24 protein-coding genes and 4 pseudogenes are annotated in these 21883 nt (G+C 63.0%); 20 read left to right on the top strand and 8 right to left on the bottom strand.

Annotation, left to right across the window (positions count from 1 at the left end; translation table 11 throughout):
- Positions 1-48: 48 nt before the first annotated feature.
- The 7 genes and pseudogenes from ACQVLG_RS20440 to ACQVLG_RS20410 form a co-directional block, all read right to left on the bottom strand.
- Positions 49-2136: a flagellar biosynthesis protein FlhA gene (locus ACQVLG_RS20440; protein ID WP_474290800.1), complete on the bottom strand. Its 2088-nt coding sequence runs from the start codon at positions 2134-2136 to the stop codon at positions 49-51.
- Positions 2133-3274, bottom strand: a pseudogene (gene flhB / locus ACQVLG_RS20435) (flagellar type III secretion system protein FlhB). The gene ACQVLG_RS20440 and the pseudogene flhB overlap by 4 nt, the downstream one beginning before the upstream one ends.
- A pseudogene (locus tag ACQVLG_RS20430) lies at positions 3264-4066 on the bottom strand (flagellar biosynthetic protein FliR). The pseudogenes flhB and ACQVLG_RS20430 overlap by 11 nt, the downstream one beginning before the upstream one ends.
- 11 nt (positions 4067-4077) lie before the next feature.
- Positions 4078-4353, bottom strand: a complete 276-nt coding sequence (locus ACQVLG_RS20425; RefSeq protein ID WP_474290799.1) for a flagellar biosynthetic protein FliQ — start codon at positions 4351-4353, stop codon at positions 4078-4080.
- A gap of 3 nt (positions 4354-4356) precedes the next feature.
- Positions 4357-5127, bottom strand: coding sequence for a flagellar type III secretion system pore protein FliP (fliP, locus tag ACQVLG_RS20420; protein ID WP_230541902.1), 771 nt, complete (start codon positions 5125-5127; stop codon positions 4357-4359).
- Positions 5124-5489, bottom strand: coding sequence for a FliM/FliN family flagellar motor switch protein (locus ACQVLG_RS20415; protein WP_230541901.1), 366 nt, complete (start codon positions 5487-5489; stop codon positions 5124-5126). The genes fliP and ACQVLG_RS20415 overlap by 4 nt, the downstream gene beginning before the upstream one ends.
- Position 5490: 1 nt before the next feature.
- Complete coding sequence (locus ACQVLG_RS20410; protein WP_230541900.1) at positions 5491-6369, bottom strand: FliM/FliN family flagellar motor switch protein; 879 nt, start codon at positions 6367-6369, stop codon at positions 5491-5493.
- Between the two features lie 551 nt (positions 6370-6920).
- Here ACQVLG_RS20410 and fliE point away from each other — a divergent pair.
- The 19 genes and pseudogenes from fliE to ACQVLG_RS20315 all read left to right on the top strand — a co-directional run bounded on the left by fliE (position 6921) and on the right by ACQVLG_RS20315 (position 20606).
- Positions 6921-7259 (top strand): flagellar hook-basal body complex protein FliE, encoded by a 339-nt coding sequence (gene fliE / locus ACQVLG_RS20405; RefSeq protein ID WP_034787870.1) that lies wholly within the window; start codon positions 6921-6923, stop codon positions 7257-7259.
- 60 nt (positions 7260-7319) lie between these two features.
- Positions 7320-9056 carry a flagellar basal-body MS-ring/collar protein FliF gene (gene fliF, locus ACQVLG_RS20400; RefSeq protein WP_230541899.1) on the top strand — a complete coding sequence of 579 codons (1737 nt, stop codon included), beginning with the start codon at positions 7320-7322 and terminating at the stop codon, positions 9054-9056.
- The gene (locus tag ACQVLG_RS20395; RefSeq protein WP_230541898.1) at positions 9034-10074 is read left to right on the top strand and encodes a flagellar motor switch protein FliG; all 1041 of its coding nucleotides are present in this window, start codon (positions 9034-9036) and stop codon (positions 10072-10074) included. Before fliF ends, ACQVLG_RS20395 begins: the two co-directional genes overlap by 23 nt.
- Complete coding sequence (fliH, locus tag ACQVLG_RS20390; protein WP_099375832.1) at positions 10071-10760, top strand: flagellar assembly protein FliH; 690 nt, start codon at positions 10071-10073, stop codon at positions 10758-10760. Before ACQVLG_RS20395 ends, fliH begins: the two co-directional genes overlap by 4 nt.
- Positions 10757-12067 (top strand): flagellar protein export ATPase FliI, encoded by a 1311-nt coding sequence (fliI, locus tag ACQVLG_RS20385; protein ID WP_230541897.1) that lies wholly within the window; start codon positions 10757-10759, stop codon positions 12065-12067. Before fliH ends, fliI begins: the two co-directional genes overlap by 4 nt.
- Positions 12068-12134: 67 nt before the next feature.
- Positions 12135-12512 (top strand): flagellar export protein FliJ, encoded by a 378-nt coding sequence (locus ACQVLG_RS20380; RefSeq protein WP_474290798.1) that lies wholly within the window; start codon positions 12135-12137, stop codon positions 12510-12512.
- A gap of 89 nt (positions 12513-12601) precedes the next feature.
- Positions 12602-14014: a flagellar filament capping protein FliD gene (fliD, locus tag ACQVLG_RS20375; protein ID WP_230541896.1), complete on the top strand. Its 1413-nt coding sequence runs from the start codon at positions 12602-12604 to the stop codon at positions 14012-14014.
- A gap of 50 nt (positions 14015-14064) precedes the next feature.
- Positions 14065-14463 (top strand): annotated as a pseudogene (fliS, locus tag ACQVLG_RS20370) (flagellar export chaperone FliS).
- A 67-nt stretch (positions 14464-14530) separates the two neighbouring features.
- Positions 14531-14773, top strand: coding sequence for a hypothetical protein (locus ACQVLG_RS20365; protein ID WP_230541895.1), 243 nt, complete (start codon positions 14531-14533; stop codon positions 14771-14773).
- A complete protein-coding gene (locus ACQVLG_RS20360) occupies positions 14770-15900 on the top strand; it encodes a flagellar hook-length control protein FliK (protein ID WP_474290797.1) in 1131 nt (376 codons plus the stop codon). The genes ACQVLG_RS20365 and ACQVLG_RS20360 overlap by 4 nt, the downstream gene beginning before the upstream one ends.
- Before the next feature lie 11 nt (positions 15901-15911).
- Positions 15912-16376 carry a flagellar basal body-associated FliL family protein gene (locus ACQVLG_RS20355; RefSeq protein ID WP_474290796.1) on the top strand — a complete coding sequence of 155 codons (465 nt, stop codon included), beginning with the start codon at positions 15912-15914 and terminating at the stop codon, positions 16374-16376.
- A gap of 33 nt (positions 16377-16409) precedes the next feature.
- Positions 16410-17155, top strand: a pseudogene (locus tag ACQVLG_RS20350) (FliA/WhiG family RNA polymerase sigma factor).
- 56 nt (positions 17156-17211) lie between these two features.
- Positions 17212-18126, top strand: coding sequence for a flagellar motor stator protein MotA (motA, locus tag ACQVLG_RS20345; protein ID WP_034757817.1), 915 nt, complete (start codon positions 17212-17214; stop codon positions 18124-18126).
- Positions 18053-18727: a flagellar motor protein MotB gene (locus ACQVLG_RS20340; protein WP_474290795.1), complete on the top strand. Its 675-nt coding sequence runs from the start codon at positions 18053-18055 to the stop codon at positions 18725-18727. Before motA ends, ACQVLG_RS20340 begins: the two co-directional genes overlap by 74 nt.
- Positions 18631-19116, top strand: a complete 486-nt coding sequence (locus tag ACQVLG_RS20335) for an OmpA family protein (protein ID WP_474290794.1) — start codon at positions 18631-18633, stop codon at positions 19114-19116. Before ACQVLG_RS20340 ends, ACQVLG_RS20335 begins: the two co-directional genes overlap by 97 nt.
- A 13-nt stretch (positions 19117-19129) precedes the next feature.
- Positions 19130-19420, top strand: coding sequence for a flagellar biosynthesis anti-sigma factor FlgM (flgM, locus tag ACQVLG_RS20330; RefSeq protein ID WP_230541890.1), 291 nt, complete (start codon positions 19130-19132; stop codon positions 19418-19420).
- Positions 19417-19857, top strand: coding sequence for a flagellar export chaperone FlgN (gene flgN, locus ACQVLG_RS20325; RefSeq protein WP_230541889.1), 441 nt, complete (start codon positions 19417-19419; stop codon positions 19855-19857). The genes flgM and flgN overlap by 4 nt, the downstream gene beginning before the upstream one ends.
- Positions 19844-20287: a hypothetical protein gene (locus ACQVLG_RS20320; protein ID WP_474290793.1), complete on the top strand. Its 444-nt coding sequence runs from the start codon at positions 19844-19846 to the stop codon at positions 20285-20287. Before flgN ends, ACQVLG_RS20320 begins: the two co-directional genes overlap by 14 nt.
- Positions 20196-20606 carry a glucosaminidase domain-containing protein gene (locus ACQVLG_RS20315; protein WP_474290791.1) on the top strand — a complete coding sequence of 137 codons (411 nt, stop codon included), beginning with the start codon at positions 20196-20198 and terminating at the stop codon, positions 20604-20606. Before ACQVLG_RS20320 ends, ACQVLG_RS20315 begins: the two co-directional genes overlap by 92 nt.
- A gap of 6 nt (positions 20607-20612) precedes the next feature.
- Here the strand turns inward: ACQVLG_RS20315 and flgA are convergent, their stop codons facing one another.
- Positions 20613-21233 (bottom strand): flagellar basal body P-ring formation chaperone FlgA, encoded by a 621-nt coding sequence (gene flgA, locus ACQVLG_RS20310; RefSeq protein ID WP_474290790.1) that lies wholly within the window; start codon positions 21231-21233, stop codon positions 20613-20615.
- Between the two features lie 281 nt (positions 21234-21514).
- Between flgA and flgB the strand changes: the two genes are divergently transcribed.
- On the top strand, positions 21515-21877 hold the full coding sequence (gene flgB / locus ACQVLG_RS20305; protein ID WP_034758109.1) for a flagellar basal body rod protein FlgB: 363 nt from the start codon (positions 21515-21517) through the stop codon (positions 21875-21877).
- Positions 21878-21883: the final 6 nt, after the last annotated feature.

The following is a 21883-nucleotide window of genomic DNA, read 5'->3' as shown; positions in this document are numbered from 1 at the left end:
GCACAATAAAAACGGCGCCCGAAGCGCCGTTTTTGTTATTGCCCCGGTTTATCCCACCGTGCCGATGATGCTCACTTCGCGGTTTTCCGGAATTTCGTTATACGACAGCACATGCAGGCCCGGCGCGAACAGGCGCGCGTAGCGGGCCAGCAGCGGACGGATCTGCGGCAGCACCAGCAACAGCGGCGGCGTGGCCTGCTGCTTCATCTGCTCGCGCGCCACCGGCATGTTCACCTGCAGCTGCGACAGCAGGTGCGGATCGATCGGATAGTTATCCAGCGTGACCTTGCCGGACTGGCGCGCCTGGTTCAGCGAACCGAGCAGCATGTTTTCCAGCTCGCCGCCCAGGTTGAATGCCTGCATTTCCATCTTCTGGCCAAACAGGCCGCTGACGATCTGGCGCCGCAGCGCGCAGCGCACCTCGGCCGCCAGCAAAATCGGATCCTTGGTGGTTTCCGAACTGTCGAGCAAGGTAGTGGCGATGGGCACGATATCCTTCAGCGATACGTTTTCCGCCAGCAAGACACGGAATACGCGCAGCATCTGCGTGTGCGTCAGCGCCTTGTCCAGCGCGCCGGCCAGCTTCGGCGACAGGGCCGTCAGGCGCTCCATCAGGTTCGAGACGTCTTCGTGGCGGAACAGTTCCGGCAAGTATTCGCGCACCATTTTCGACAAGTGCGTGGCGATCACGCTGGGCGCCTCGATGACCTGGTAGCCGAGGCCCAGCGCATGCGCCTTTTCGCCCGGTTCGATCCACGTGACGGGCATGCCGTAGGCGGGCTCGATGCCGGGGATGCCGTCGAGCTGGCCATACACGTTCGGCGACGGAATCGCCATCAGGCGGTCGGCCTGCACTTCTGCCTGCGCCACCACCGTGCCCGACAGCACGATCGCGTATTGCGACGGCTTCAAGGCCAGGTCGTCGCGCACGCCGATGTTCGGCAGCAGCAAGCCCATCGCCTCGGACAGGCTCTGGCGCACGCCCTTGACGCGCTTGTTCAATGGTTCGCCTTGCGTTTTATCAACCATGCCGACCAGCTTATAGCCGAGCATCACCATCAGCGGCTGCACGGCCGGCAACTGCTGCCATTCCAGCTCTGCCGGGCGCTCGTCGCGCAAGGCCGCCTCGATGGCCGCCATGCCGGCCGCGTCCGGCCCCTTCACGCGCTTGGTCAAGCGCCAGGCCACGAAGGCCAGCACGCCGGCGAAAGTCATGAACATGAACCACGGCATGCCCGGGATCAGGGCCAGCGCCACCATCATGCCGGCCGCGCTGAAGATCACCGTTGGCGAAGTCAGCACCTGGCCCGCCACCTGCTGTTCGAAGTCGCCCGAATCGCTGATGCGGGTCACCAGGATGGCGGCCGCGGCCGACAGCAGCAGCGCCGGGATCTGCGCCACCAGGCCATCGCCGATGGTCAGCAGTGCATATTGACGGAAAGCATCGCCGAACGACAGGTCGTGCATCAGCGAGCCGATGGCCACGCCGCCGACCATATTGATGATCAAAATCAAGATACTGGCGACGGCATCGCCGCGCACGAACTTCGACGCGCCGTCCATGGCGCCGTAGAAATCCGCTTCGGCGGCCACGTCCTTGCGGCGGATCTGGGCTTTTTCCTGGTTGATCAGGCCGGCGTTCAGGTCGGCATCGATGGCCATCTGCTTGCCCGGCAAGGCATCGAGGGTAAAGCGCGCGGACACTTCCGAAATGCGCTCGGCACCCTTGGTGACGACGGCGAAGTTGATGATCATCAAGATCACGAAGACCACGATACCGACGACGAAGTTACCGCCGATCACCACGTTACCGAAGGCCTCGATCACCTTACCGGCCGCGTCCGCGCCCGTATGGCCGTGCAGCAACACCACGCGTGTCGACGCCACGTTGAGGGTCAGCCTGAGCATGGTGGTGGCCAGGATCACCGTCGGGAAGACGGAAAAATCGAGCGGCCGCTTGGCCGACACGCTGACGAGGATAACGATCAGTGCCAGCACGATATTGAAAGTGAACAAGATATCGAGCAGCACGGGCGGCAGCGGCAAGATGATCATTGCCAGGATCACCAGCAGGAACAGCGGCGTGGCGAACTTGTGGCGGCGCATTTCGGCAACCAACCGGTTCAGGAAATTCATGGTGGTACGACCTCGCTCAGATGAGATGGCACGGCCATCTCGGTGGGTAATACGGGCTGGGCAGCACGCTGCCCGGACCGGAATGCTTTCAATTGCAGGATGTAGTTGAGTACCTGCGACACGGCCTGGTACAGCTGCACGGGAATCTGCTGCTGCACCTGGCTGGTGTTGTAGATGGCGCGCGCCAGCGGCGGCAACTCCAGCGTTTCAATATGGTGTTCCTTCGCCACTTGCCGGATATACAGCGCCATCTCGTCGACGCCCTTGGCAACGACGAACGGCGCCTCGGCGCGGTCCTGGTCATACTTCAATGCGACGGCGTAATGCTCGGGATTGACGATCACCACGTCGGCGTCGGGCACGGTCTTGCGCACGCTGCGCCGGCCGATCTGCTGCTGCAGCTGGCGGATGCGCTGGCGCACTTCGGGCCGCCCTTCACTGCTTTTATGCTCTTCCTTGACGTCCTGCTTGCTCTCATGCGCTGGTTGCGGGCAAAGAAAAACGCCTGCGCCGGCACGTCGATGATGGCAAACAGGACAAAGACGGAAATGAGCGCCATCAGGCCGTCGAGCATCAGCACGGAACCATCGAGCATGGCTTGCTGCAGGGGCCGGTGTTGCAAATCCACGTACTGCATCAGGCTGGAGCGGCTGACGTGCACCAGCACCATGCCCAGCACGGCGGCCTTGGCGATGGACAAGCCGAATTCAAAGCCATGCTTGGGCGACACCAGGCGGCCCAGGTTCTTGGCCGGGCTCAGGCGCTCCATCTTCGGCATCCAGTTCTTCGTGCTGACGACCCAGCCGCCAGGGATCAATGAGCCGAGCACAACAAACAACGGCACGCAGAACAGCGGCACGATCATCTTGATCAGCAAGCCCACCGATGTCGTAAACGCCATTGACATGGCATTTTCCAGCGCGCCCTTGCTGTCGAGCGGCATGAAAGCCATGGCGAACAGCTCGCGAAAGCTCGCCAGATAGCTCGGCAGCAAATAAATGAAGACCTTCATGCTGATCAGGATGCCCAGCGCCGTCGACAGGTCGCGCGAACGCACCACCTGCCCTTCCTGGCGCGATTTCTTCAGCTTCTGGGCTGACGCCTTTTCTGTCTTGTCGCCCGTGCTGCTATCCGCCATGGGCCACCCGCATCTGTTCCTGGATCATATCGAGCACGCGGTTGGTCATGGCGACATAGTGTTCCGGGATAAAGCGCACGATCTGCGTCAGCATCAGCAGGCCGAACATGGTAATCATGGAAAAACCCAGCGAAAACAGGTTCAGCGACGGCGCCACGCGGTTCAGGAAGCCAAAACCGAGCTGCACCACCATGGTGGAAAAGACGATGGGCAAGGCCAGCAATATGGCGGCGGCGAAGATCCACGCCACGTTATACGCCACCGTCTGCAGCAGCAGCGGGCCGTAGCCCTGCCCCACGGGCCAGGCCGTGAAACTGGCGCCGATCACGCCCGTCAGCACGAGGTGGCCGTCAATGGCGAAAAACACGATCATGCACATGATGGTGAGCAAACCCGTGATCACGTCCGACGAGGTGCCGTTGAGCGGATCGTTCATGACGGCCATGGAAAAGCCCACCTGGCTCGACACCAGATAGCCGAGCACCGACATGACGGACATGGCGAAGTGGAAAGCCAGACCGAGGACGAAGCCGACGATGGCCTGCTCCAGGGTGGCGACGAGGGCGTGCAGGGAAAACGGATCGATTTTCAGCAGTTCCTGCGAGACGCCCGACGCCTGCATCACGGGCAGCATCAGGATCGCCAGCACCAGCGACAGCAGCACACCCGCACGGGGACGGGCACCATGGCGTCGCCGATCACGGGCGAGGCGCTGAGCATGGCCAGGATGCGGCAGAACGGCCACCACACGGCCAGCAGAAACGGCAGCACCTGATTGAAAATCTGATCCATGGCGCGTGGCGCTATCCGACCAGGGTGGCGGCGCGCTGAAAAATGGACCGCACGCAATAATCCATCAGGTAACCGGCCATCCAGCGTCCGGCCAGGATCAGGGCCAGCAGGGTGACCAGCAGGCGCGGCAGGAAACTCATGGTCTGCTCATTGATCGAGGTGGCCGCCTGCACCAGCGCGACCAGCAAGCCCATGAGCAAACCCGGGACGACCAAGATTACCACCAGCAACATCACGACATGCAAGGCCTCGATGATCAGGTCGACGGCGACTTCAGGGGTAAACATGGATCAATAGCCCTGTATGCTGGTAACCAGCGTGTTGACGGTCAGGGTCCAGCCGTCGACCAGCACGAACAGCAGCAGCTTGAACGGCAGCGAAATCACCAGCGGCGACAGCATCATCATGCCCATCGCCATCAGCACGGACGCCACCACCAGATCGATGATGAGGAACGGTATGAACAGCATACAGCCGATCTGGAACGCCGTCTTGAGTTCGGACAAGACAAACGCAGCCAGCTTGACCGTGAAGCTGTGGTCTTGCGGGCGCATGCTCGACGGCTCGCCGGCCAGGTGCGCGATCTGCGCCAGCGCGGCCTTGCTCGTCTGCGCCAGCATGAAGCGCGAAATCGGCACTTCGGCGATCTTCAGCGCTTCCTGCATGCCGATCTGGTCGCGGTCGTACGGCACAAACGCTTCCTTCCACACCTGGTCGCCGATGGGGCGCATGACCAGCAGGGTAAGGATCAGGGCGATGCCGGTGACGATGCGGTTGGGCAAGCCCTGCTGCAGGCCCAGGGCCTGGCGCAGCAGGGACAGCACGATGACGAAGCGGGTAAAGCTGGTCATCATCATGACCATCACGGGCAGCAGCCCGAGCAGGGTCATGACGACCAGGATCTGCATCTTGACCGACAGGTCGGTCTTCGCGCCCGGCACCACGCCGGCCAGCAGGTCCTGCGCGCCGGCAGCGGCGCAACACAGCATCAGAACGGGAACAGCCAGCGCGGCAGCCAGCGCACCGCGGCGCCGGCTCAAACCGGGTACCGCCAGCTTCATGCTGTCATCAGGTCGAGATTGAGGCCGTCGAGGTCGATGACCTTGAGGCCATAGTTCTCGCCAGCAACTACCACTTCGGCACGGCCGATCGGCGTGCCATTGACCTTGATCACCAGCGGTTCGCCGGCCAGCATGTCGAGTTCGATCACGCTTTCCGGGCCGATGGCCATCAGTTCTTCCAGCGAAATGCGGGCCGAGCCCACTTCCAGGGTCAGGGTGACGGGAATCTTGCGCATCATCTGCGGAATGTCGCGCCGCGCGCGGCCGCTGGGCACGTCGGACACGTCGCCCTGGTCGATGATCATGTCATCGCCCAGGTCTTCCAGCAGGGTTTCGCTCTGGTTGGTATCGTTCATATTCATATTATTCGACATCTTCAAATGAGGTTAAACAGAGCTTGCCCTTGTGTTCGGAAACAGCAGCTGTAAATAAACGGGAGTCGTCCAGCATGACGTCAGTACGGCTCAGGCTGACGGGAATCACGTCGCCCACGCGCAGGTCGAACAAGGCGCCCAGTTGCATCTGCTTGCTGACGAGGCGGCCTTCCAGCGTCACTTGCAGGCGCGAAGCGAGCGGACGCACGCTGCCACGCAAGGCCTTCTTCGCTTGCGCGCGTTCGGGCAACAGGCCGCGCAGCACGTCGGCCATCAGGCGCTTGTCCAGCGAGAACCAGAAGTGGCCGCTCTGCCCTGCCTCGACGTCGCTGAGCGCCACGCTGACGATCCAGCTGCCGCGCGCCGGGTGCACGCCCGACTGCACGGCGAACTCGGCACTGGTGTCGATGCCGCTGCTTTTGCCCAGCGTTTGCAGATTCTTGTGGATACGGGTAAACAAGCTGTTCACCAACTGTTGTCCCAGCACCACAGCGAGGCGCTCCTCGGTGGCCGTCACGCGCACCTGCGCCGGATCGGGCAGCACGCCCTTGGCGCCGGCACTACCATAGCGATAGTTCAGCACGCTCAAGAGGATCTGCCGTTCGAGGGCAAAGCCCGTCTGGCTGGCCGGCGTGGAAAAACTCAGCCAGCGATTCACGCTGTCCTCGTTTTCCACGCGCGACAAATTCACGGCATCGATCTGGAAATTACCCCAGTAGCGACGGCTCATGGGCTGGCGCAAGGCCACTGCCAGGTCGTCGCGCAGCTGGGCGCCGAATACATGCAGCAAATGGACAGGACGTCCAAGCAGACAGGAATCGAGGACTTGATGGCGCGCAGCTTGATCTGTCTTGGTAATGATTGTCATGTAGTGGTCATGTCGGTATTGCGGTGGCAGAACAAATTATACGGATCGCCCGAAATTAAATACAGCATCATCTTGACCTTGCCTACCGGTATGCAAGCAAACGATTGCGCATCGTATCGCATGCTAGATGACTACGGTGCTGAACAATACATGAAAACGCCAAATATTGCCATGTATCAATATTCCTTGAGACAATCCTCTCTTTACTTTATAGTTGCCTGCGGGTAAGCTTATGGCGAGAAAATAGTGATTTGCAGTGCGCCATTCCCCTTACCTGATTCCGGTTTTTATGGCAGTTTCCAGTTTTATTATTGCCACCAGCAGAAACTCTTATCAGATAAATATTAGTTATCATGGCCATGTAAATCATGTCGGCGTGGGTTTGCTGGGTTTGTTTGAGTCTGCTTGAGCGGATGGTGTGGCAACTGATAAAACTGATGGGTCCTGCAACTCGGACCGGGCAGGATGGCATTGGATGTAATGCCTGCCGGAATGGCAACACCAGTAATTTCTGATTGATACGTCACCGCATATTGAAAGTAGAGGGCAAGATGAGCAACGAACTCGCAGGTCTGATCAAGGCCGATCTGGCAGCACTGAGCAATGACGCGCGCGCCCTGGGCGCCAGCATCGCGCCCGCCGCCCAGTTCGGCGCGCCGGAACAGTCCGGCTTCTCCTTTGCGCAAAGCATGAAAGACGCCATCGGCAAGGTCAACGGCGACGACCGCATGGCCGCGCAGAAAATGAGCGACGTCGACAGCGGCAAGAGCGACGACATGGTCGGCGCCATGCTGGCCAGCCAGGAAGCGAGCCTGTCCTTCTCCATGTTGATGCAAGTGCGCAACAAGGTCATGGGCGCCGTCGACGAACTCATCAAACTGCCTCTGTAATCTTCACGTCCTGATCCACGCCCAGCCTCCCAGCGAAAGTTACCCCAAGTGATTACCCCCATGAAGTCCGCATTTGCGCGCTGGCGCCTTGGCGCCCAGCCCGCCATCCCGCCCGCCCTGCTGAAAAACCTGGTTCCCATCGTCGTGCTGGCCATCGGCATCACCGCCATGGTGACCATGTATGCCTGGCGCGACCAGGCCAACTACAAGCCGGTGTTTGGCGCGCGCGAAAAAGTGGCCGTGACGGACATGATGGCCACCCTGGACGCCGAGCACATCCCCTACCGTTTGCATCCGGACAGCGGCCAGGTGCTGGTGCCCGACGCCATGCTGGGCAAGGTGCGCATGCTGCTGGCCTCGAAGGGCGTGACGGCGCAGCTGCCGGCCGGCCTGGAGCTGATGGACAAGAATGACCCGCTGGGCGTCTCCCAATTCGTGCAGGACGTGCGCTTCCGCCGCGGCCTGGAAGGCGAGTTGGCGCAAAGCATCATGACGATGGACGCGATCGCTTCGGCGCGCGTCCATCTGTCGATTGCCAAATCGACGTCGTTTGTCGCCAGCGACGGCGACAAATCGTCCGCCTCCGTGGTGGTGGCGCTGAAACCGGGCCGCACCCTGGCGCCGGAACAGATCGCCGCGATCATCAACATGGTGTCCGGCAGCGTCGCCAGCCTGGCGCCCACGCGCGTGAGCCTGGTCGACCAGGGCGGCAACCTGCTGTCCTCGCACGTCGACCTGACGGACGGTTTCGATGCCTCGGCCGCCGGCAATGAAGGCGCGAAACGTTTCCAGGATGAAATTCGCCGCAACGTCACGGGCTTGCTCGGCCCCGTCATCGGCGAAGACAACTTCAAGCTCAGCGTGACGGCCGCCGTGAACAACGACCGCGTGGACGAAACGCTGGAAAAATACGGCGAAGCTCCGAAAGTGACGAGCGAAGCGATGCGCGAAGAGCAGGAACGCAACCGCACCGTGGCCGGCATTCCCGGCAGCCTGTCGAACCGTCCGCCAGCGGCCGCCGTGCCGGCACCGGCCGACGCCGCCGGCGCCGCGCCCGCCGATGGAGCACCGAAGCCGTCCGACGACGGCACGGCCCGCAAGAACGCCACCACGCGCCAGTACGCGTACGACCGCAGCATCACGCAGATCAAGCGCAGCCGTGGCCGCCTGGAAAAACTCAGCGTCGCCGTGGTCCTCAACAGCGCCGCCGCACCGAACCCGAAAACGGGCTGGACCCCTGCCGAACTGGGCAATATTGAAAAAATGCTCAACAGCGGCCTGGGCATCAACGCCCAGCGCGGCGACAGCCTGAGCCTGACGGCGCTGGCCTTCCCGGCCAAGCCGCCCGTGGCGCAGTGGTGGGAAGAGCGCGACACCGTCGTCGATTTCAGCAGCTGGCTGCTGTACGCCCTGGGCGCCGTGCTCGGCTACTTCCTGATCCTGCGTCCGCTGCTGCGCCTGCTGACCACGCGCCTGGCGCCGCCGGCACTCAAACAGATCGATCCCGCCATGGCCCTGGCCGGCAGCAGCACGGCCGGCGCCACTGGCGCCACCGCCGCCGCCGGCGCGCCGGCCTTGGGCGTGAATGGCAGCCCGCTGGCGCTCGAAGGCGAAGCTGCCGCCGGCGGCAGCATGCCGGTCGTGCCGCTGCTGGAAAACTATGACTTGCCGCCACCCGGCTCGGCGGTCGACGTGATGGTCGACCACCTGAAAGTGCTGGCGGAAAAAGAACCCGAGCGTGTCGCCGAAGTCGTCAAACAATGGATGCAGAAAAATGGCCGAACTCAACAACAATAATTTCCCTGACGACGCAGATGTCGAGAACGTCAGCCTGAGCCCTGTGGAACAGGCTGCCATCGTGCTGCTGAGCATAGGCGAAGAACAGGCCGCCAATGTGCTGCGCTGCCTGTCGCGTGAAGAATTGCTGGAAGTCACGCAGGTGATGTCGCGCATGAGCGGCATCAAGGTCGAATCCGTGAAAACGGCCATGCAGACCTTCTTCGACGACTACCGCCAGCAAAGCGGCGTGCACGGCGCCTCGCGCAGCTACCTGAAGCGCTCGCTGGACATGGCGCTGGGCAGCGATATCGCGAACAGCGTGCTGAACAACATTTACGGCGACGCCATCCGTCCGAAAATGGCGCGCCTGCAATGGGCCTCGCCAAAATGGCTGGCCGAATACATCGTCAACGAGCACGTGCAGATGCAAGCCGTGTTCCTGGCCTTCCTGCCGCCCGCGCTGGCCGGCCAGATCCTCGATGCCCTGCCCGTCGAAGGCCGCGACCTGGTCTTGCTGAACCTGGCCCGCCTGGACGAGATCGACCGCGACCTGCTGGTCGAGCTCGACGAACTGGTGGGCCGCTGCCTGGGCACGCTCGACACGCAAAGCACCAGCGTGGAAGGCATCCGCCAGGCGGCAGAGATTCTCAACCGCATGCCGGGCAACCGTGCCGCGCTGGTCGAACTGCTGCGCGCGCACGACCCGGACGTCGTCTCGGAAATCGAACTGAGCATGTACGACTTCCTGATCCTGGCCACGCAGAGCGATGTCACGCTCACGCGCATCCTGGAAGACGTGCCGATGGAACAGTGGGCCATCGCCCTCAAGGGCGCGGAACCGTCGATCCGCGACGCCGTGCTGAAAACCATGCCGCGCCGCCAGGCGCAGAGCTTCGAAGACATGATGCGCCGTTCCGGCCCCGTGCCTTTGAGCCGCATCGAACAGACGCGCCAGGAAATCATGGCCACCGTCAAGGGCCTCGCCGATGCGGGCGAAATCGAAGTGCAACTGTTTGCCGAAGCGGTGATCGAATGAAACACTTCCGCTCGTATCGTTTCCCGCCCCTGTCGCAATTCATCGCCGCCGGCCAGCGCGCCGCCAGCGAGGACACGGACGGCCAGTGGCAGGCGTCCGTCTCGGAAGGCTTCGAGCAGGGCCAGCGCGACGGCTACGAAGTGGGCCTGGTGCAAGGCCAGCAGGACGGCTACGACGCCGGGCGCAGCGACGGCGTGGCGCAGGGCCGCGAAGAAGGCCGCAATGAAACCCTGGTGGCGCTGGACCGCCTGGCCCGCCCCGTCGACGCCATCCTGCGCGACCTGAAGAAAGTGCGCGCCGATTACCGCGAAGCGCAGCGCAAGGAAGTGGTCGACCTGGTGGCCAAGGTGGCGCGCCAGGTGATCCGCGCGGAACTGGCGCTGCAGCCGGTGCAATTGCTGGCCCTGGTCGACGAGACTCTGGCCTCGATGCCGCCCACGCGCGAGGAAATCGACGTTTTCCTCAATCCGGAAGAACTCAAACGCATCAGCGAACTCGATCCGAAGCGCGCCAAGCGCTGGAACCTGATCGCCGACGCGCGCCTCGACGCGGGCGAATGCCGCATCAAGGCGGGCGACAATGAAGTCGACGCCGGCTGCCATCAGCGCCTGTCGGCCTGCATGGAGCAAGTCAGCAGCCACCTGGCGCTGGCCGCCGAACACGCTGACCAGGGCGCGCCTGCATGATCGCCGACACGCTGCGCAGTTTCGAGATCGGCGATATCCCGGTCGCGACACCCACCGGCCGCCTGGTCGGCGCTTCCGGCCTGCTGCTGGAAAGCGCCGGCTGCCGCCTGCACACGGGCCAGCGTTGTCAAATTGAAACTGTCAGCGGCGAGTGGCTCGATGCGCAAGTCGTCGGCTTCCGCGAAAAACTGTCTTACCTGATGCCGTTCAAGAAGGCCACGGGCCTGACCACGGGCGCCAGGGTCCTGCCCCTGCCCGACAAGGCCAGCCTGCAGATCGGCCCCTCGTGGCTGGGCCGCATGGTGAATGGCCTGGGCGAGCCGATCGACGACCTGGGCCGCCTCGGCGGCGAACACATCCTGGAAGTCACGCCACCAAAAATCAATCCCCTGAAGAAACAACCGGTGGTCGAACCGCTGGACGTGGGCGTGCGGGCCATCAACAGCATGTTGACCTTGGGCAAGGGCCAGCGCGTGGGCCTGATGGCCGGTTCCGGCGTCGGCAAGAGCGTGCTGCTGGGCCTGATCACGCGCCAGACGGTGGCCGATGTCGTCGTCGTCGGCCTGATCGGCGAACGGGGCCGCGAAGTGCGCGAATTCGTCGAAAAGTCGCTCGGCGCCGAAGGCTTGAAAAAAGCCGTGCTGGTGATCGCACCGGCCGACGAATCGCCCTTGATGCGCATCATGGCCACCGAGCTGTGCCATTCCATCGCCGCGCACTACCGCGACCAGGGCAAGCACGTGCTGCTGCTGGTCGATTCGCTCACGCGCTATGCCATGGCCTTGCGCGAAGTGGCGCTGGCCCTGGGCGAGCCGCCGGCCACGCGCGGCTATCCGCCTTCCGTCTTTTCGAACCTGCCGCAACTGGTGGAAAGCGCCGGCAACGGCGCCCACCCGGACGGCAGCATGAGCGCCATCTACACGGTGCTGGCCGAAGGCGACGACCAGCAGGATCCCGTGGTCGACACGGCGCGCGCGATTCTCGACGGCCACATCGTGCTCACGCGCGAACTGGCCGAACGGGGCCACTACCCCGCCATCGACATCGCCGCCTCGATCAGCCGCTGCATGGCGCAGGTGATCACGCCCGAGCACATGCAGGCGGCGCGCGCGCTGAAGGCGTCGATGGCGCGCCACGCGCGCGTGCGCGACCTGATCCCGCTGGGCGCCTACGTGCCGGGCGCCGACCCGATCACCGACCGCGCCGTGCAGCTGCACGCGCCCATCGAAGCCTTCCTGTGCCAGGGCACCAAGGAAGAGGCGCCGATGGGGCCGTGCATCGAACAACTTGAACAGATCATGGCCTAGGAGCATATGTGAGCGACGCGCATACCATCCGCAATCTGACCACCCTGGTCGCCTGCGCAGCACCGAAGTGGAACGCCTGCAAGGCGAAATGGCGGCGCAGACGGCCGTGCGCGAGCGCTACCAGAAAAACCTGGAGCGCCTGACGGGCCTGTACACGGATAGCGGCCCCAGCGGCGCCCTGCCCCTGGCGCTGTCCGTCAACTGCGGCAACTTCAAGCAGGCCGTGATGCAGATGGCCGACCAGCACCGCACGGATTTGCACCTGCACGAAGCCAACATGGCCGTTTCGCAACGCGCACTGAACACGGCCTGGGCCAAGCGCGAAGTGCTGGACCAGGTGCTGACGCAAAAACAGAAGCATGTTGCAAATGAGCAACAACGAGTTGATGCCAAGCGGCAAGACGAGCTGGCGACGCAATTCTGGTTCCGCGGGCAGGTAAAATGAAGTTTGTGTAAGTTTCTTTCAGGAAAACTTCACGAAACGGGAATGGGGGTCGCCTTGTACCGGTATAACCCTTTATTCAGGAGTCTGGCATGGCAAACGCAATTACCGCACCACGATACGATCCACTCGTCACAGCACAACAACTGGCTACCAAATCGGTGGCTGCGCAAAAGGCGGCCCTGGAGGCTCAGAGTACGCTTGCCAACAACACCTCCAGCGCGCTGGGCAACCTGAAATCGGCCATCTCGGCATTCCAGCTGGCGATGTCGGCAATGACGTCCAGCAAATCCGTGCTGAACCAGTCCGCCACCTTCAGCAATACCGCGTATGGCACGGCCACGGCCGGCATCAAGGCGGCGCCGGGCAGCTACGCATTCTTTGTGGAACAACTGGCCACGGCCAGCCAGACGTCGTATGGCGGCTTGAGCAGCACCACGCCCGCCAACGGCGGCAACATGACCATCCGCATCGGCGACCCGGCAGCCGCTGCCACGGCCGACAATGCCTTCGACATCGACCTGGCCGCCGCCAACAAGGATGGCGACCCCTACCTGACGCCGCAGGAAATCGCCGCTGCCATCAATGGCAACAGCAAGAATAATGCGCGCGTCACCGCTTCCGTCATCAATATCGGCAACCAGGCGCAATTGGTGCTGACATCGAATCTCACCGGCCTGGCCAATGCCGTCTCGATCGACACCAACAGTGTGACGGATCCGGCGCTGCAGACAGCGCTGCAGAGCGACAAGAAAGCCCTCGTGGCGCCCAAGGATGCCATCGTCTGGCTGGGAGCCCAGGGCTCCGGCACCAAAATCACGCAGGCATCGAACACGTTTACCAACGTGCCAGACGTGAAAATGACATTCACCAAGGCCATGACGGCGGGCGAAAATCCGCTTACCGTGACCGTCGGGACGGATAGCGCTGGCACCATTGCCAATGTGCAAGCCTTCGTCGACGCCTACAACAAGCTGAAAAGCGTGATGGATGGCCTGGCCAACCCCGGCAACCCGGAGAAAAATATCGCTGCCGGCATCTTTGCCCACGATTCCGGCCTGAACGCCCTGCGCTCCAGCATGGGCGATGCCTTGCGCCTGACCGTCGATGGCGTGTCGCTGGTGGCGTATGGCATTACGGCCCAGCGCGATGGCACGATCAGCCTGAATTCTGCCAAACTGACGGCCAAACTGGCAGACAATCCTGGCGGCCTGGACAAACTGTTCGGCAATAACAGCCTGTCGGCACCTGCCGGCGTGCTCGGCGGCCTGGACAAGGTGCTGGGCCAGTGGAGCAATGTCACCAAGGGCCAGATCACCCAACGCATGGCAGCGACGGACAAGTTGCAGAAGAGCCTGGTCAAGAGCAGCGAGCGTCTGACCAACCAGTACAACACGGCGTACAGCCGCTTCCTGGATCAGTATTCCCGACTGCAAGTATTGCAGGAGCAAATGACCAGGAATTCCGACATGTTCGATGCCATGTTTAATAGCAGCAAATCCTAAGGCGGACGTGCCAGCCGCGCCGCCACAGTTAACATAGCGAGAAGATAATAATGTTGAACAATGAAGCTTACGGCAACTACCACGCCGTCACGCCGTCAACCTCGATTCCCAGACCGCCCGCGCCACACCGGTCGAGCTGGTACTGGTGCTGACGGACGGCTTGCTGGAAGAACTGGCGCGCGCGCGCGGGGCATATCGTGGGCAAGCGCTACGAGCAAAAGGCCATCAGCCTGGATAAATGCACGCAGATCATCAACGGTCTGTCGAGCTCGCTCGATTTCGACAATGGCGGCGAAGTGGTGGTCAACCTGGCGCGCCTGTACGACTATTGCGTGGCTCGCCTGTACACGGCCGGCATCAAGCTCGACCCGACGCTGATCGATGAAGTGACTACCTTGATGACCACCATCAAGCGCGGCTGGGTGGGCGTCCAGGCCAATAATGCCTAGGCGCGCTGCGCTGCAGCAGCTGAGCCGGCATTTGAGCGCGGCTGTCGCCCAGGCAGACTGGGAGGCGATGGAACAAATCTCGGCCAGCCTGGCGAAAAACATCCCGCTGCTGGCCGAACGCGGCGCATGGAATGCGCTGGAACAAACAGAATTGTTGCAATTGCGCAAAATTCACGCGCAAGCGGTTAAAATTTGCTCTGCGGAAAAAGAACGCCTGGGTCAACACCTGGGTGCATTACAGGCAAATAAGGAAGGTTGGGTCGCCTACGCCGCACTCGGCGAATACGACTCGGACGGGAATCAAGCATGATCATGAACTTCAACAAGGCGCCGGCCGCTCCGGCAGCGACGGCCAATGCGGCACCGGCGCCAGCGTCGGCACAGGCGGCCGCCTTGCCCGGCACGCCAGGCTATGGCAGCAACGGTGCAGCGCCCTCCGCCCTGCCCCTGTTTGCGCAGGTGCTCGATGTGACAGGCACGCAGACGGCCGATGGCGATACGCCCGCACCCGCCAAGGATGGCGACAGCGACAGCCAGGCCGACAGCGGCCTGCCCGCCATGGCCGCCCCTGTCATCGGCTTGCCGCTGACGATGCTGCCGCCAACGGACGCGGCCGCAGCCGAGGCGCGCGCCGCCGCGCAGGCACAGGCACAGACACACGCGCAGGCGAATGTGGCGCAAGCCAACCCGGCACTCAACATCAGCCTGCATCCGGCGGCGATCAGCCTCAGCGCACAGGGAACGGCGCAGCCGGCAGGCCGCGATACGCGCGAACCGCTGGCAGCAGCCATCCCGGCGAGCGCCGCCAAGGGCAGCGCGCCGGCCCAGCCTTTCGAGTCGCTATTGCAGCAAGGCACGCCGGTGACGGCCGCCACTCCTGCCGCTGCGGCGCGCGAAGGCGAACGCGGCGCTGCAACGCCAACGCCACCCAATCTGGGCCTGACGGGCGCGGTCGGGAATGCCGCCACGGCGGCCCCGGCCGGCGATACCATCAAGCTCAACGGCCCTGCCCAGCAATGGCAGGAACCGCTGCGCGAAGCGCTGGGCGAACGCCTGCAGACGCAGCTCGGCCGCAACAGCGAACACGCGACGATCCGCCTTGACCCGCCCATGCTGGGCCGCATTGAGATCTCCATCCGCCACACGGCCGGCGCGCTGCAGGTGAACGTCACGGCATCGAACTCGGAAGTGTTGCGCCAGTTGCAAGGCATCGGCGAAAACATGCGCAGCGACCTGGCGCAGCGCCAGTACACCGAGGTGGCCGTCAATATAAGCGCCACCCCGCGCAGCCCCGCCGCCCAGGCATTTGCCGAAGGCGATGCGCGCGGCCAGCGTCAACCGGGCCGCCAGCAGGACGATGCCGAACCGGGCCGCGCCCTGTCCGATGGCACAGCCTCCAGCACCACGTACGCCATGCATGAGCGAGAAACCACCTGATGACTATGAAAATGAAACTGATAGGCGGCTTTATCGCCGTGGCGGTGCTGGCCGCCGGCGCGGCAGGCGGCGCCATGTGGTACCTGGCCAAACCGGTCGCCGGCCATGCCGATGTTGCCGAAGCGAAAGCCCCGCCGCCACCCGCCACGGGCAAGAAGGCGCGCAAATTCATCACGCTTGACAAGGTCATCGTGATGCTGCGCCGCGCTCCCGGCGAAGGCGAAACGCATTACCTGTCGGCCGACCTGGTGATCGCCACCACCGAAGAAAAGGAAAAGCTGACCAAGGACCACTTGCCGCTGATGCGCTCGATCGCCGTCAGCACCCTGTCGAGCTTTCCACTGGACAAGGCGCAAACCATGACCGTGGACCAGTATGCCGAGCAGATCAACAAGGCATTCAATGTCAGCTATGAACGCGAGCAGATGGAAAAGCCGTTCACCGAAGTCATGGTCGGCAAGCTGATCATTGAATAAGCCAACACGCCAGCCGACCTAGTGGGAGACCCTGTGGCTTATGCAGAGCAATACCAGGAAGCGTATGGCGCCGGAGAATATGCGGCCGCCAGCGCTTGCGCGGCCGTGCTCAGCGTTGCTGAAGAGCAACAACATCTGGTGGCGTACGCCCCTTTGGTGAAGCGCATCGTGCGCCAGCTCAATTCGCAGGTATCGGGCGCCATCGACCGCGACGACATGGAGCAGATTGGCCTGATGGGTTTGCTCGAAGCCTTGCGCCGCTACGGCGTGCCGGATCAGTCTTTCGGCAGCTATGCCAGCCTGCGCATCCGTGGCGCCATCCTCGATGAACTGCGGCGCCAGGACTGGCGCCCGCGCGCCGTGCGCCAGGAAAGCCACCGCCTGCGCGACAGCGTGCGCGCCCTGACCCGGCGCCTGGGACGCGAGCCGCAGGAGGCGGAAATCATGGCGGCCCTGAAGCTGACGCCGGAAGCCTTCCAGGAATATCAATTGGCTGAAAACGCCGAGCTGATCGCCAGTTTCGACGAAGTGCTGCAGGAAAGCCTGGGGCAGGCCGACAGCGCACCGAGCCCGGAAGAATTGAATTGATGGTGCGCCGCAGCCTGGAGCAAGCGTTGCGCGCGCTGGACGAACGCGAGCAGCGCGTGATCCAGATGTATTACGAATTCGAACTGAGCTACAAAGAAATAGCCGCCGTGCTTGACCTGAGCGACGCCCGCGTCTGCCAGCTCAACAAGACGGCACTGGGCAAGATGAAAGCCATGCTGCAAGACGCATAAGTTTCAGCACTATCCATCAAATTGACGCAGCACAATGACGCAGAAAGGCAGTTGACATGGTAATTATCGGTATCTTAATCGTGATGGGGTGTGTATTCGGAGGCTTCGCCCTGATGGGCGGCACCGTCCACGCGATCTGGCAACCGGTCGAGTTGATCATCATCATCGGCGCCGCCGTCGGCGCCCTGGTGTTGGGCAACCCCAAGCATGTACTCGGTGAAATGCTGCACCAGATGCGCAAGATCGTCACGCACAAGAAGCAAGGCTCGGAATTCCAGCGCCAGTTGCTGCTGCTGATGTACGAACTGCTGCAAACGGCCGCCGGCGGCCTGAAGGCGCTCGATGCCCACGTCGAGGCACCGCGCGAAAGCGCCCTGTTCCAGCGCTATCCGCTGGTGCTGGAAGAGCCGAAGCTGCTCGCTTTCATCGTCGACAACTTCCGTTTGATGGCGATGGGCAAGATCAACGCGCATGAGCTCGAAGGCGTGCTGGAACAGGAACTGGAAGCCATCCACGACGAATTGCTGCAACCGTCGAAGTCGCTGCACAAGATCGCCGAAGCCATGCCCGGCTTCGGTATTCTGGCCGCCGTGCTCGGTATCGTGATGGCCATGAATTCCGTGGCCGACGGCGCCGATGCGGCGGAAATTTCGGAAAAAGTGGGCGCCGCCATGGTCGGTACCTTCATCGGCATCTTCTTTTGCTACGGCGTGCTTGATCCGATGTGCAACATGATGAAACAGCTGGTGGGCGAGGAAGGCTCGACCATGGAATGCGTGAAGGTCGTGCTGGTCACGCACGTGGCGGGCAAACCGCCCCTGCTGGCCATCGATGCGGGCCGCCGCCTGGTGCAGTTGAACATCAAGCCAAGCTTCGCCCAGCTGGAAAGCTGGATCAATGCGCTGGAAGATGGCGGCGCCGAACAAGAGCAAGGCCAAGGCCGGGGAGGCCGCCGTGCTAAAGCCGCATGAGAAACATGAACAGGCCATCATCAAGCGGGCTGGCCGCAAGCACGACGACGACGGCCACGGCGGCGCCTGGAAAGTAGCGTTTGCCGACTTTTGCCTGGCCCTGCTGTCGCTCTTCCTCGTGCTGTGGCTGATGGCCGCGCGCGAGCAGCAGGCGATGAAGGAAATCATGATGGATGCCAGCGCCGGCAGCCGCCAGGGCGAAGGCCAGGGCGTCATGCCGGAACAGAAAGGCGGCCCCCGTGGCAGCCTGATCGAGCGCTTCCCCATGCCCCGCAAGGGCACGGGCGACACGCGCACGGAAGGCAAGCAGATGCAAGATGGCAAGGCTGGCGCCGCGCGCGCAAAACCAGACCAAGATCAGCTACCAGTCGCCGGAAGACCTGCTGAGCCTGTCGCGCGCGCTCGACAAGCTCAGCGACGAAGCTGGATTGAAAAGCAACTTGCAATCGGTGATCACGCCCTACGGCTTGCGCGTCATGCTGCACGATACGGACAAGGGCAGGCATGTTCGTGCGCGGCAGCGCCGTGCCGACCGACCGCTTCCGCAAGCTGCTGCGCCAGATGGGCCCTGTTTTTGCCCAGATGGACAACCAGATGCTGATCGTCGGCCATACCGATTCGATGCAATACGCGAATACCGGCTATGAAGGCTTTTCGAACTGGACCCTGTCGGCCAACCGCGCCATGTCGGCGCGCGCGCAATTATTGATCGGCAGCATGAGTCCGGACAGCGTGCTGCAAGTGGTGGGCATGGCCGACCGCGCGCCGCTGGACGTGAAAAATGCCAGTGCCGGCATCAACCGCCGCATCGAACTGTTAATATTGACGCGTGGCCAGGCCGACAGCATCGCCGCCATGTTCGGCATGGCCGGGCAAAAGCCGCAAGGCGAAGAGTTGCAAGTGGGTGAACCGGACTCGGGCACCTTGCAGCGCCTGCGTGATAAGCTGGGCCTGCCCGCAAAGAAGGAACGGGACGAGCATGCAAATTAAAGGCAAACAACGTATGAAAATCTCCTCCGGCAATACCGGCGCTGCCGTGCGCAGCAGCGCCGTGGCGCCGGCCGAGGCGATCGCCGAGCACGCGGGTGCCGCAGGCGCCATGGGCGGCTCGTCGGCCGGGGCGGAACTGCAATCGGCCGTGCTGCAACCGGCCATGGCCGCCCTGCGCGCCATGCCCGAGATCGATCACGAGCGCGTGGCCATGCTGCGCGATGCGCTGGCCAAGGGCGAATTGCCGTTCGATCCGTCAAAACTGGCTGGCCTGATCCAGCGTTTCCACGGCGGCGAATCGTGACCGCGCCGCGCAAGGGCATCACGCGCCAGGAAGCCATGCGCCGCGTGCTGCAAGGCATGACGGACGACCGCGCCGGCTACGCCGCCCTGCAAACCTTGCTGGAAGAACAATTTCAGGCCACCCTGCACCACCAGAGCGCGCAGCTGACGGCGCTGGCCGACCAGGTCGTCGCCGCCGTCGAGCCACTCGATGCGCGCCGCCGCCAGCGGGTCAGCCTCGTCACTGCCCTGCTGGGCCCGCAAGGCGATATGCCGCAATTGTTTGCGTTATTACAAGAAGACGCGCGCAGCAAGGCCCAGGCCGATTGGGCCTTGCTGGAACAGATGGTGCTGGAATGCAAGCGCCTGAATGCCCGCAACAGCGATTTATTAACAGAGCAGTACAGCATCATGCAGCGCGTGCTGCATGGCGAGGAAGATACGTATGCGCCAGGCTGATTTCCTGACCACCCGCGCCACGGCGGCGACGCCATCGACGGCGGCGACCCATGCCGTGCAAAGCAATATGCGCGCCACCGACGCCACTGGCGCCACTGTCTCCGGCGGCAGCTTTGGCAGCGTGTTCCGGCAAGTGCAGGGCGAAGTGGCCCGCTTCATCGAACAGGGCGGCGGCAATGCCACCAGCCTGAGCCCGCAGGGCCGCGCCTACCTGGAGCAAAGCCAGCCTGTCAACGTCCTGGGCGCCATCAGCCAGGGCGGCGAGATTCGGCGAAACGCAGCAGCAATTCCTCGCCTCGATCAAGCCGTGGACGGAAGAAACAGGCGCGCGCCTTGGCGTGGCGCCGGAAATCGTCGCCGCCCACGCGGCGCTGGAATCGGGCTGGGGCCAGCGTCCGCTGCGCCAGGGCACGGGCGCGGACACGAATAATTTGTTCGGCATCAAGGCCGGCGGCAAATGGCAGGGCGACGTGGCCAGCAATGTCACCACCGAATACGAGGCGGGCAGCGCTACGGCCCTGAAAAAAACGGAACGCTTCCGCAGCTACCCGGACCAGGCCAGCGCCTTCCGCGACTATGCGCAAGTGCTGCTCGACAACCCGCGCTACCGCGCCGCCCTGAACACGGGTGCCGACGCGGGCGCCTTCGCGCAAGGCCTGGCGCGCGGCGGCTATGCCACCGACCCCAACTACGCCGCCAAGCTGACGCAGCTGGCGACGCGGCTGCAGCGCACGGCCGCCGCCGACTGATTTTTCTTAACGGCCAGCAATATCGGCCGGCTCCACCACACCCGCATCGACCACCCTGGCACGTATCACCGTGCCGCTGGTGGCGTTGCGCACGCGAATCACCTCGCCCAGCGCGCCCGGATCCAGCGCTTCGCCGGCCATGCTCACCTCCACCTGCTCCTTGCGCGCCACGATATTCACCGCACTGCCCCGCTTGATCAACACGGGCGAGGCCAGTTGTCCTTGCCGCAACACTTCGCCGGCACGCAAGCTGCGCCGGCTCGACAGGCCAACGGCGCCGGGCAAGGAGGCAATGCTGTCGGGCACCATCGTCACATCGCGCCGCGCCATCGTCACGTCGCCCGCCTGCAAGGGCGTATTCGCCGTCACGGGGGCGCTCGTCACCGCCACCTGGGCCGTGATGCTGCCGCGCGCCAGCATTTCATAGCGCCAACCGTTGCTCCCAGGACACACTGCAACAAAGCGCATGCGCTGCGCCGAACGGCTGTCCGCCGTTTCCAGCGCGACGGGCGCCGCGCACGCCGGCATGGGGCGCGTGCTTTTCACCACGGCCACCTGGAACTGCGGCTCCAGCAATCCCGCCGAGGCTGCCTGCTGTGCCAATTGCTCGCGCGCCAATTGTTCCACACGCGAAAATATATTGTCGGCTGGCAATTCTGCGCGTCCTGCACTACTATATAGGCTGGTCAGTAAAAATAGGCTTGGCAATAGTATGTGACGACCTTGCGCCTTGTTCCACATCATGGAATAGTTCTCAAAATAAATCATTGCTAACCTTAATCAAAGATACTGAAGCGGCATGACCTTACCATGCGTCAACATGACCAGGCTGGGATTTTACCTCTGCACCATCTATTTTCTAGCCCGAACCGCAAAAAGCACGATCGAATTCAATACAAAGGATGACCATGGGGATTAATTTCAAGGATGCGCTGGGCGTGCACGCCGATGCGCTCGCGCTGCGCGCCGACCGTACACGCGTGCTGGCGGCCAACATCGCCAATGAAAACACGCCAGGCTTCCAGGCCATGGACATGGATTTCGGCAGCGCCCTGCAGCAGTTGCAGGATAACGAGGCCGGCCTGCTGTCGACCGATGACGATGCCAGCGCCCTGTACCGCGTCCCCTACCACCCCAGCCGCGACGGCAACACCGTCGAAATCGGCGTGGAGCAGGCGGCGTTCTCGCAGAATGCCACCGACTTCCAGACCAGCCTCACTTTCGTCAACATGAAACTGAAGGGTCTGTCCAAGGCCATTTCCGGACAATAAGGATCA

The organism is Janthinobacterium sp. TPC_1 (assembly GCF_056037845.1).
The sequence above is the reverse complement of the archived record's forward strand: the minus strand, read 5'-3'. Positions and strand labels throughout refer to the sequence as shown.

What these genes read in the sequence shown, in the direction of transcription:
- ACQVLG_RS20440 (WP_474290800.1), bottom strand. Translation starts at nt 2,136, where the DNA reads ATGAATTTCCTGAACCGGTTGGTTGCCGAAATGCGCCGCCACAAGTTC.
- ACQVLG_RS20425 (WP_474290799.1), bottom strand. Translation starts at nt 4,353, where the DNA reads ATGTTTACCCCTGAAGTCGCCGTCGACCTGATCATCGAGGCCTTGCAT.
- fliP (WP_230541902.1), bottom strand. Translation starts at nt 5,127, where the DNA reads ATGAAGCTGGCGGTACCCGGTTTGAGCCGGCGCCGCGGTGCGCTGGCT.
- ACQVLG_RS20415 (WP_230541901.1), bottom strand. Translation starts at nt 5,489, where the DNA reads ATGAATATGAACGATACCAACCAGAGCGAAACCCTGCTGGAAGACCTG.
- ACQVLG_RS20410 (WP_230541900.1), bottom strand. Translation starts at nt 6,369, where the DNA reads ATGACAATCATTACCAAGACAGATCAAGCTGCGCGCCATCAAGTCCTC.
- fliE (WP_034787870.1), top strand. Translation starts at nt 6,921, where the DNA reads ATGAGCAACGAACTCGCAGGTCTGATCAAGGCCGATCTGGCAGCACTG.
- fliF (WP_230541899.1), top strand. Translation starts at nt 7,320, where the DNA reads ATGAAGTCCGCATTTGCGCGCTGGCGCCTTGGCGCCCAGCCCGCCATC.
- ACQVLG_RS20395 (WP_230541898.1), top strand. Translation starts at nt 9,034, where the DNA reads ATGGCCGAACTCAACAACAATAATTTCCCTGACGACGCAGATGTCGAG.
- fliH (WP_099375832.1), top strand. Translation starts at nt 10,071, where the DNA reads ATGAAACACTTCCGCTCGTATCGTTTCCCGCCCCTGTCGCAATTCATC.
- fliI (WP_230541897.1), top strand. Translation starts at nt 10,757, where the DNA reads ATGATCGCCGACACGCTGCGCAGTTTCGAGATCGGCGATATCCCGGTC.
- fliD (WP_230541896.1), top strand. Translation starts at nt 12,602, where the DNA reads ATGGCAAACGCAATTACCGCACCACGATACGATCCACTCGTCACAGCA.
- ACQVLG_RS20365 (WP_230541895.1), top strand. Translation starts at nt 14,531, where the DNA reads ATGGAACAAATCTCGGCCAGCCTGGCGAAAAACATCCCGCTGCTGGCC.
- ACQVLG_RS20360 (WP_474290797.1), top strand. Translation starts at nt 14,770, where the DNA reads ATGATCATGAACTTCAACAAGGCGCCGGCCGCTCCGGCAGCGACGGCC.
- ACQVLG_RS20355 (WP_474290796.1), top strand. Translation starts at nt 15,912, where the DNA reads ATGAAACTGATAGGCGGCTTTATCGCCGTGGCGGTGCTGGCCGCCGGC.
- motA (WP_034757817.1), top strand. Translation starts at nt 17,212, where the DNA reads ATGGTAATTATCGGTATCTTAATCGTGATGGGGTGTGTATTCGGAGGC.
- ACQVLG_RS20340 (WP_474290795.1), top strand. Translation starts at nt 18,053, where the DNA reads ATGCGCTGGAAGATGGCGGCGCCGAACAAGAGCAAGGCCAAGGCCGGG.
- ACQVLG_RS20335 (WP_474290794.1), top strand. Translation starts at nt 18,631, where the DNA reads ATGTTCGTGCGCGGCAGCGCCGTGCCGACCGACCGCTTCCGCAAGCTG.
- flgM (WP_230541890.1), top strand. Translation starts at nt 19,130, where the DNA reads ATGAAAATCTCCTCCGGCAATACCGGCGCTGCCGTGCGCAGCAGCGCC.
- ACQVLG_RS20320 (WP_474290793.1), top strand. Translation starts at nt 19,844, where the DNA reads ATGCGCCAGGCTGATTTCCTGACCACCCGCGCCACGGCGGCGACGCCA.
- flgB (WP_034758109.1), top strand. Translation starts at nt 21,515, where the DNA reads ATGGGGATTAATTTCAAGGATGCGCTGGGCGTGCACGCCGATGCGCTC.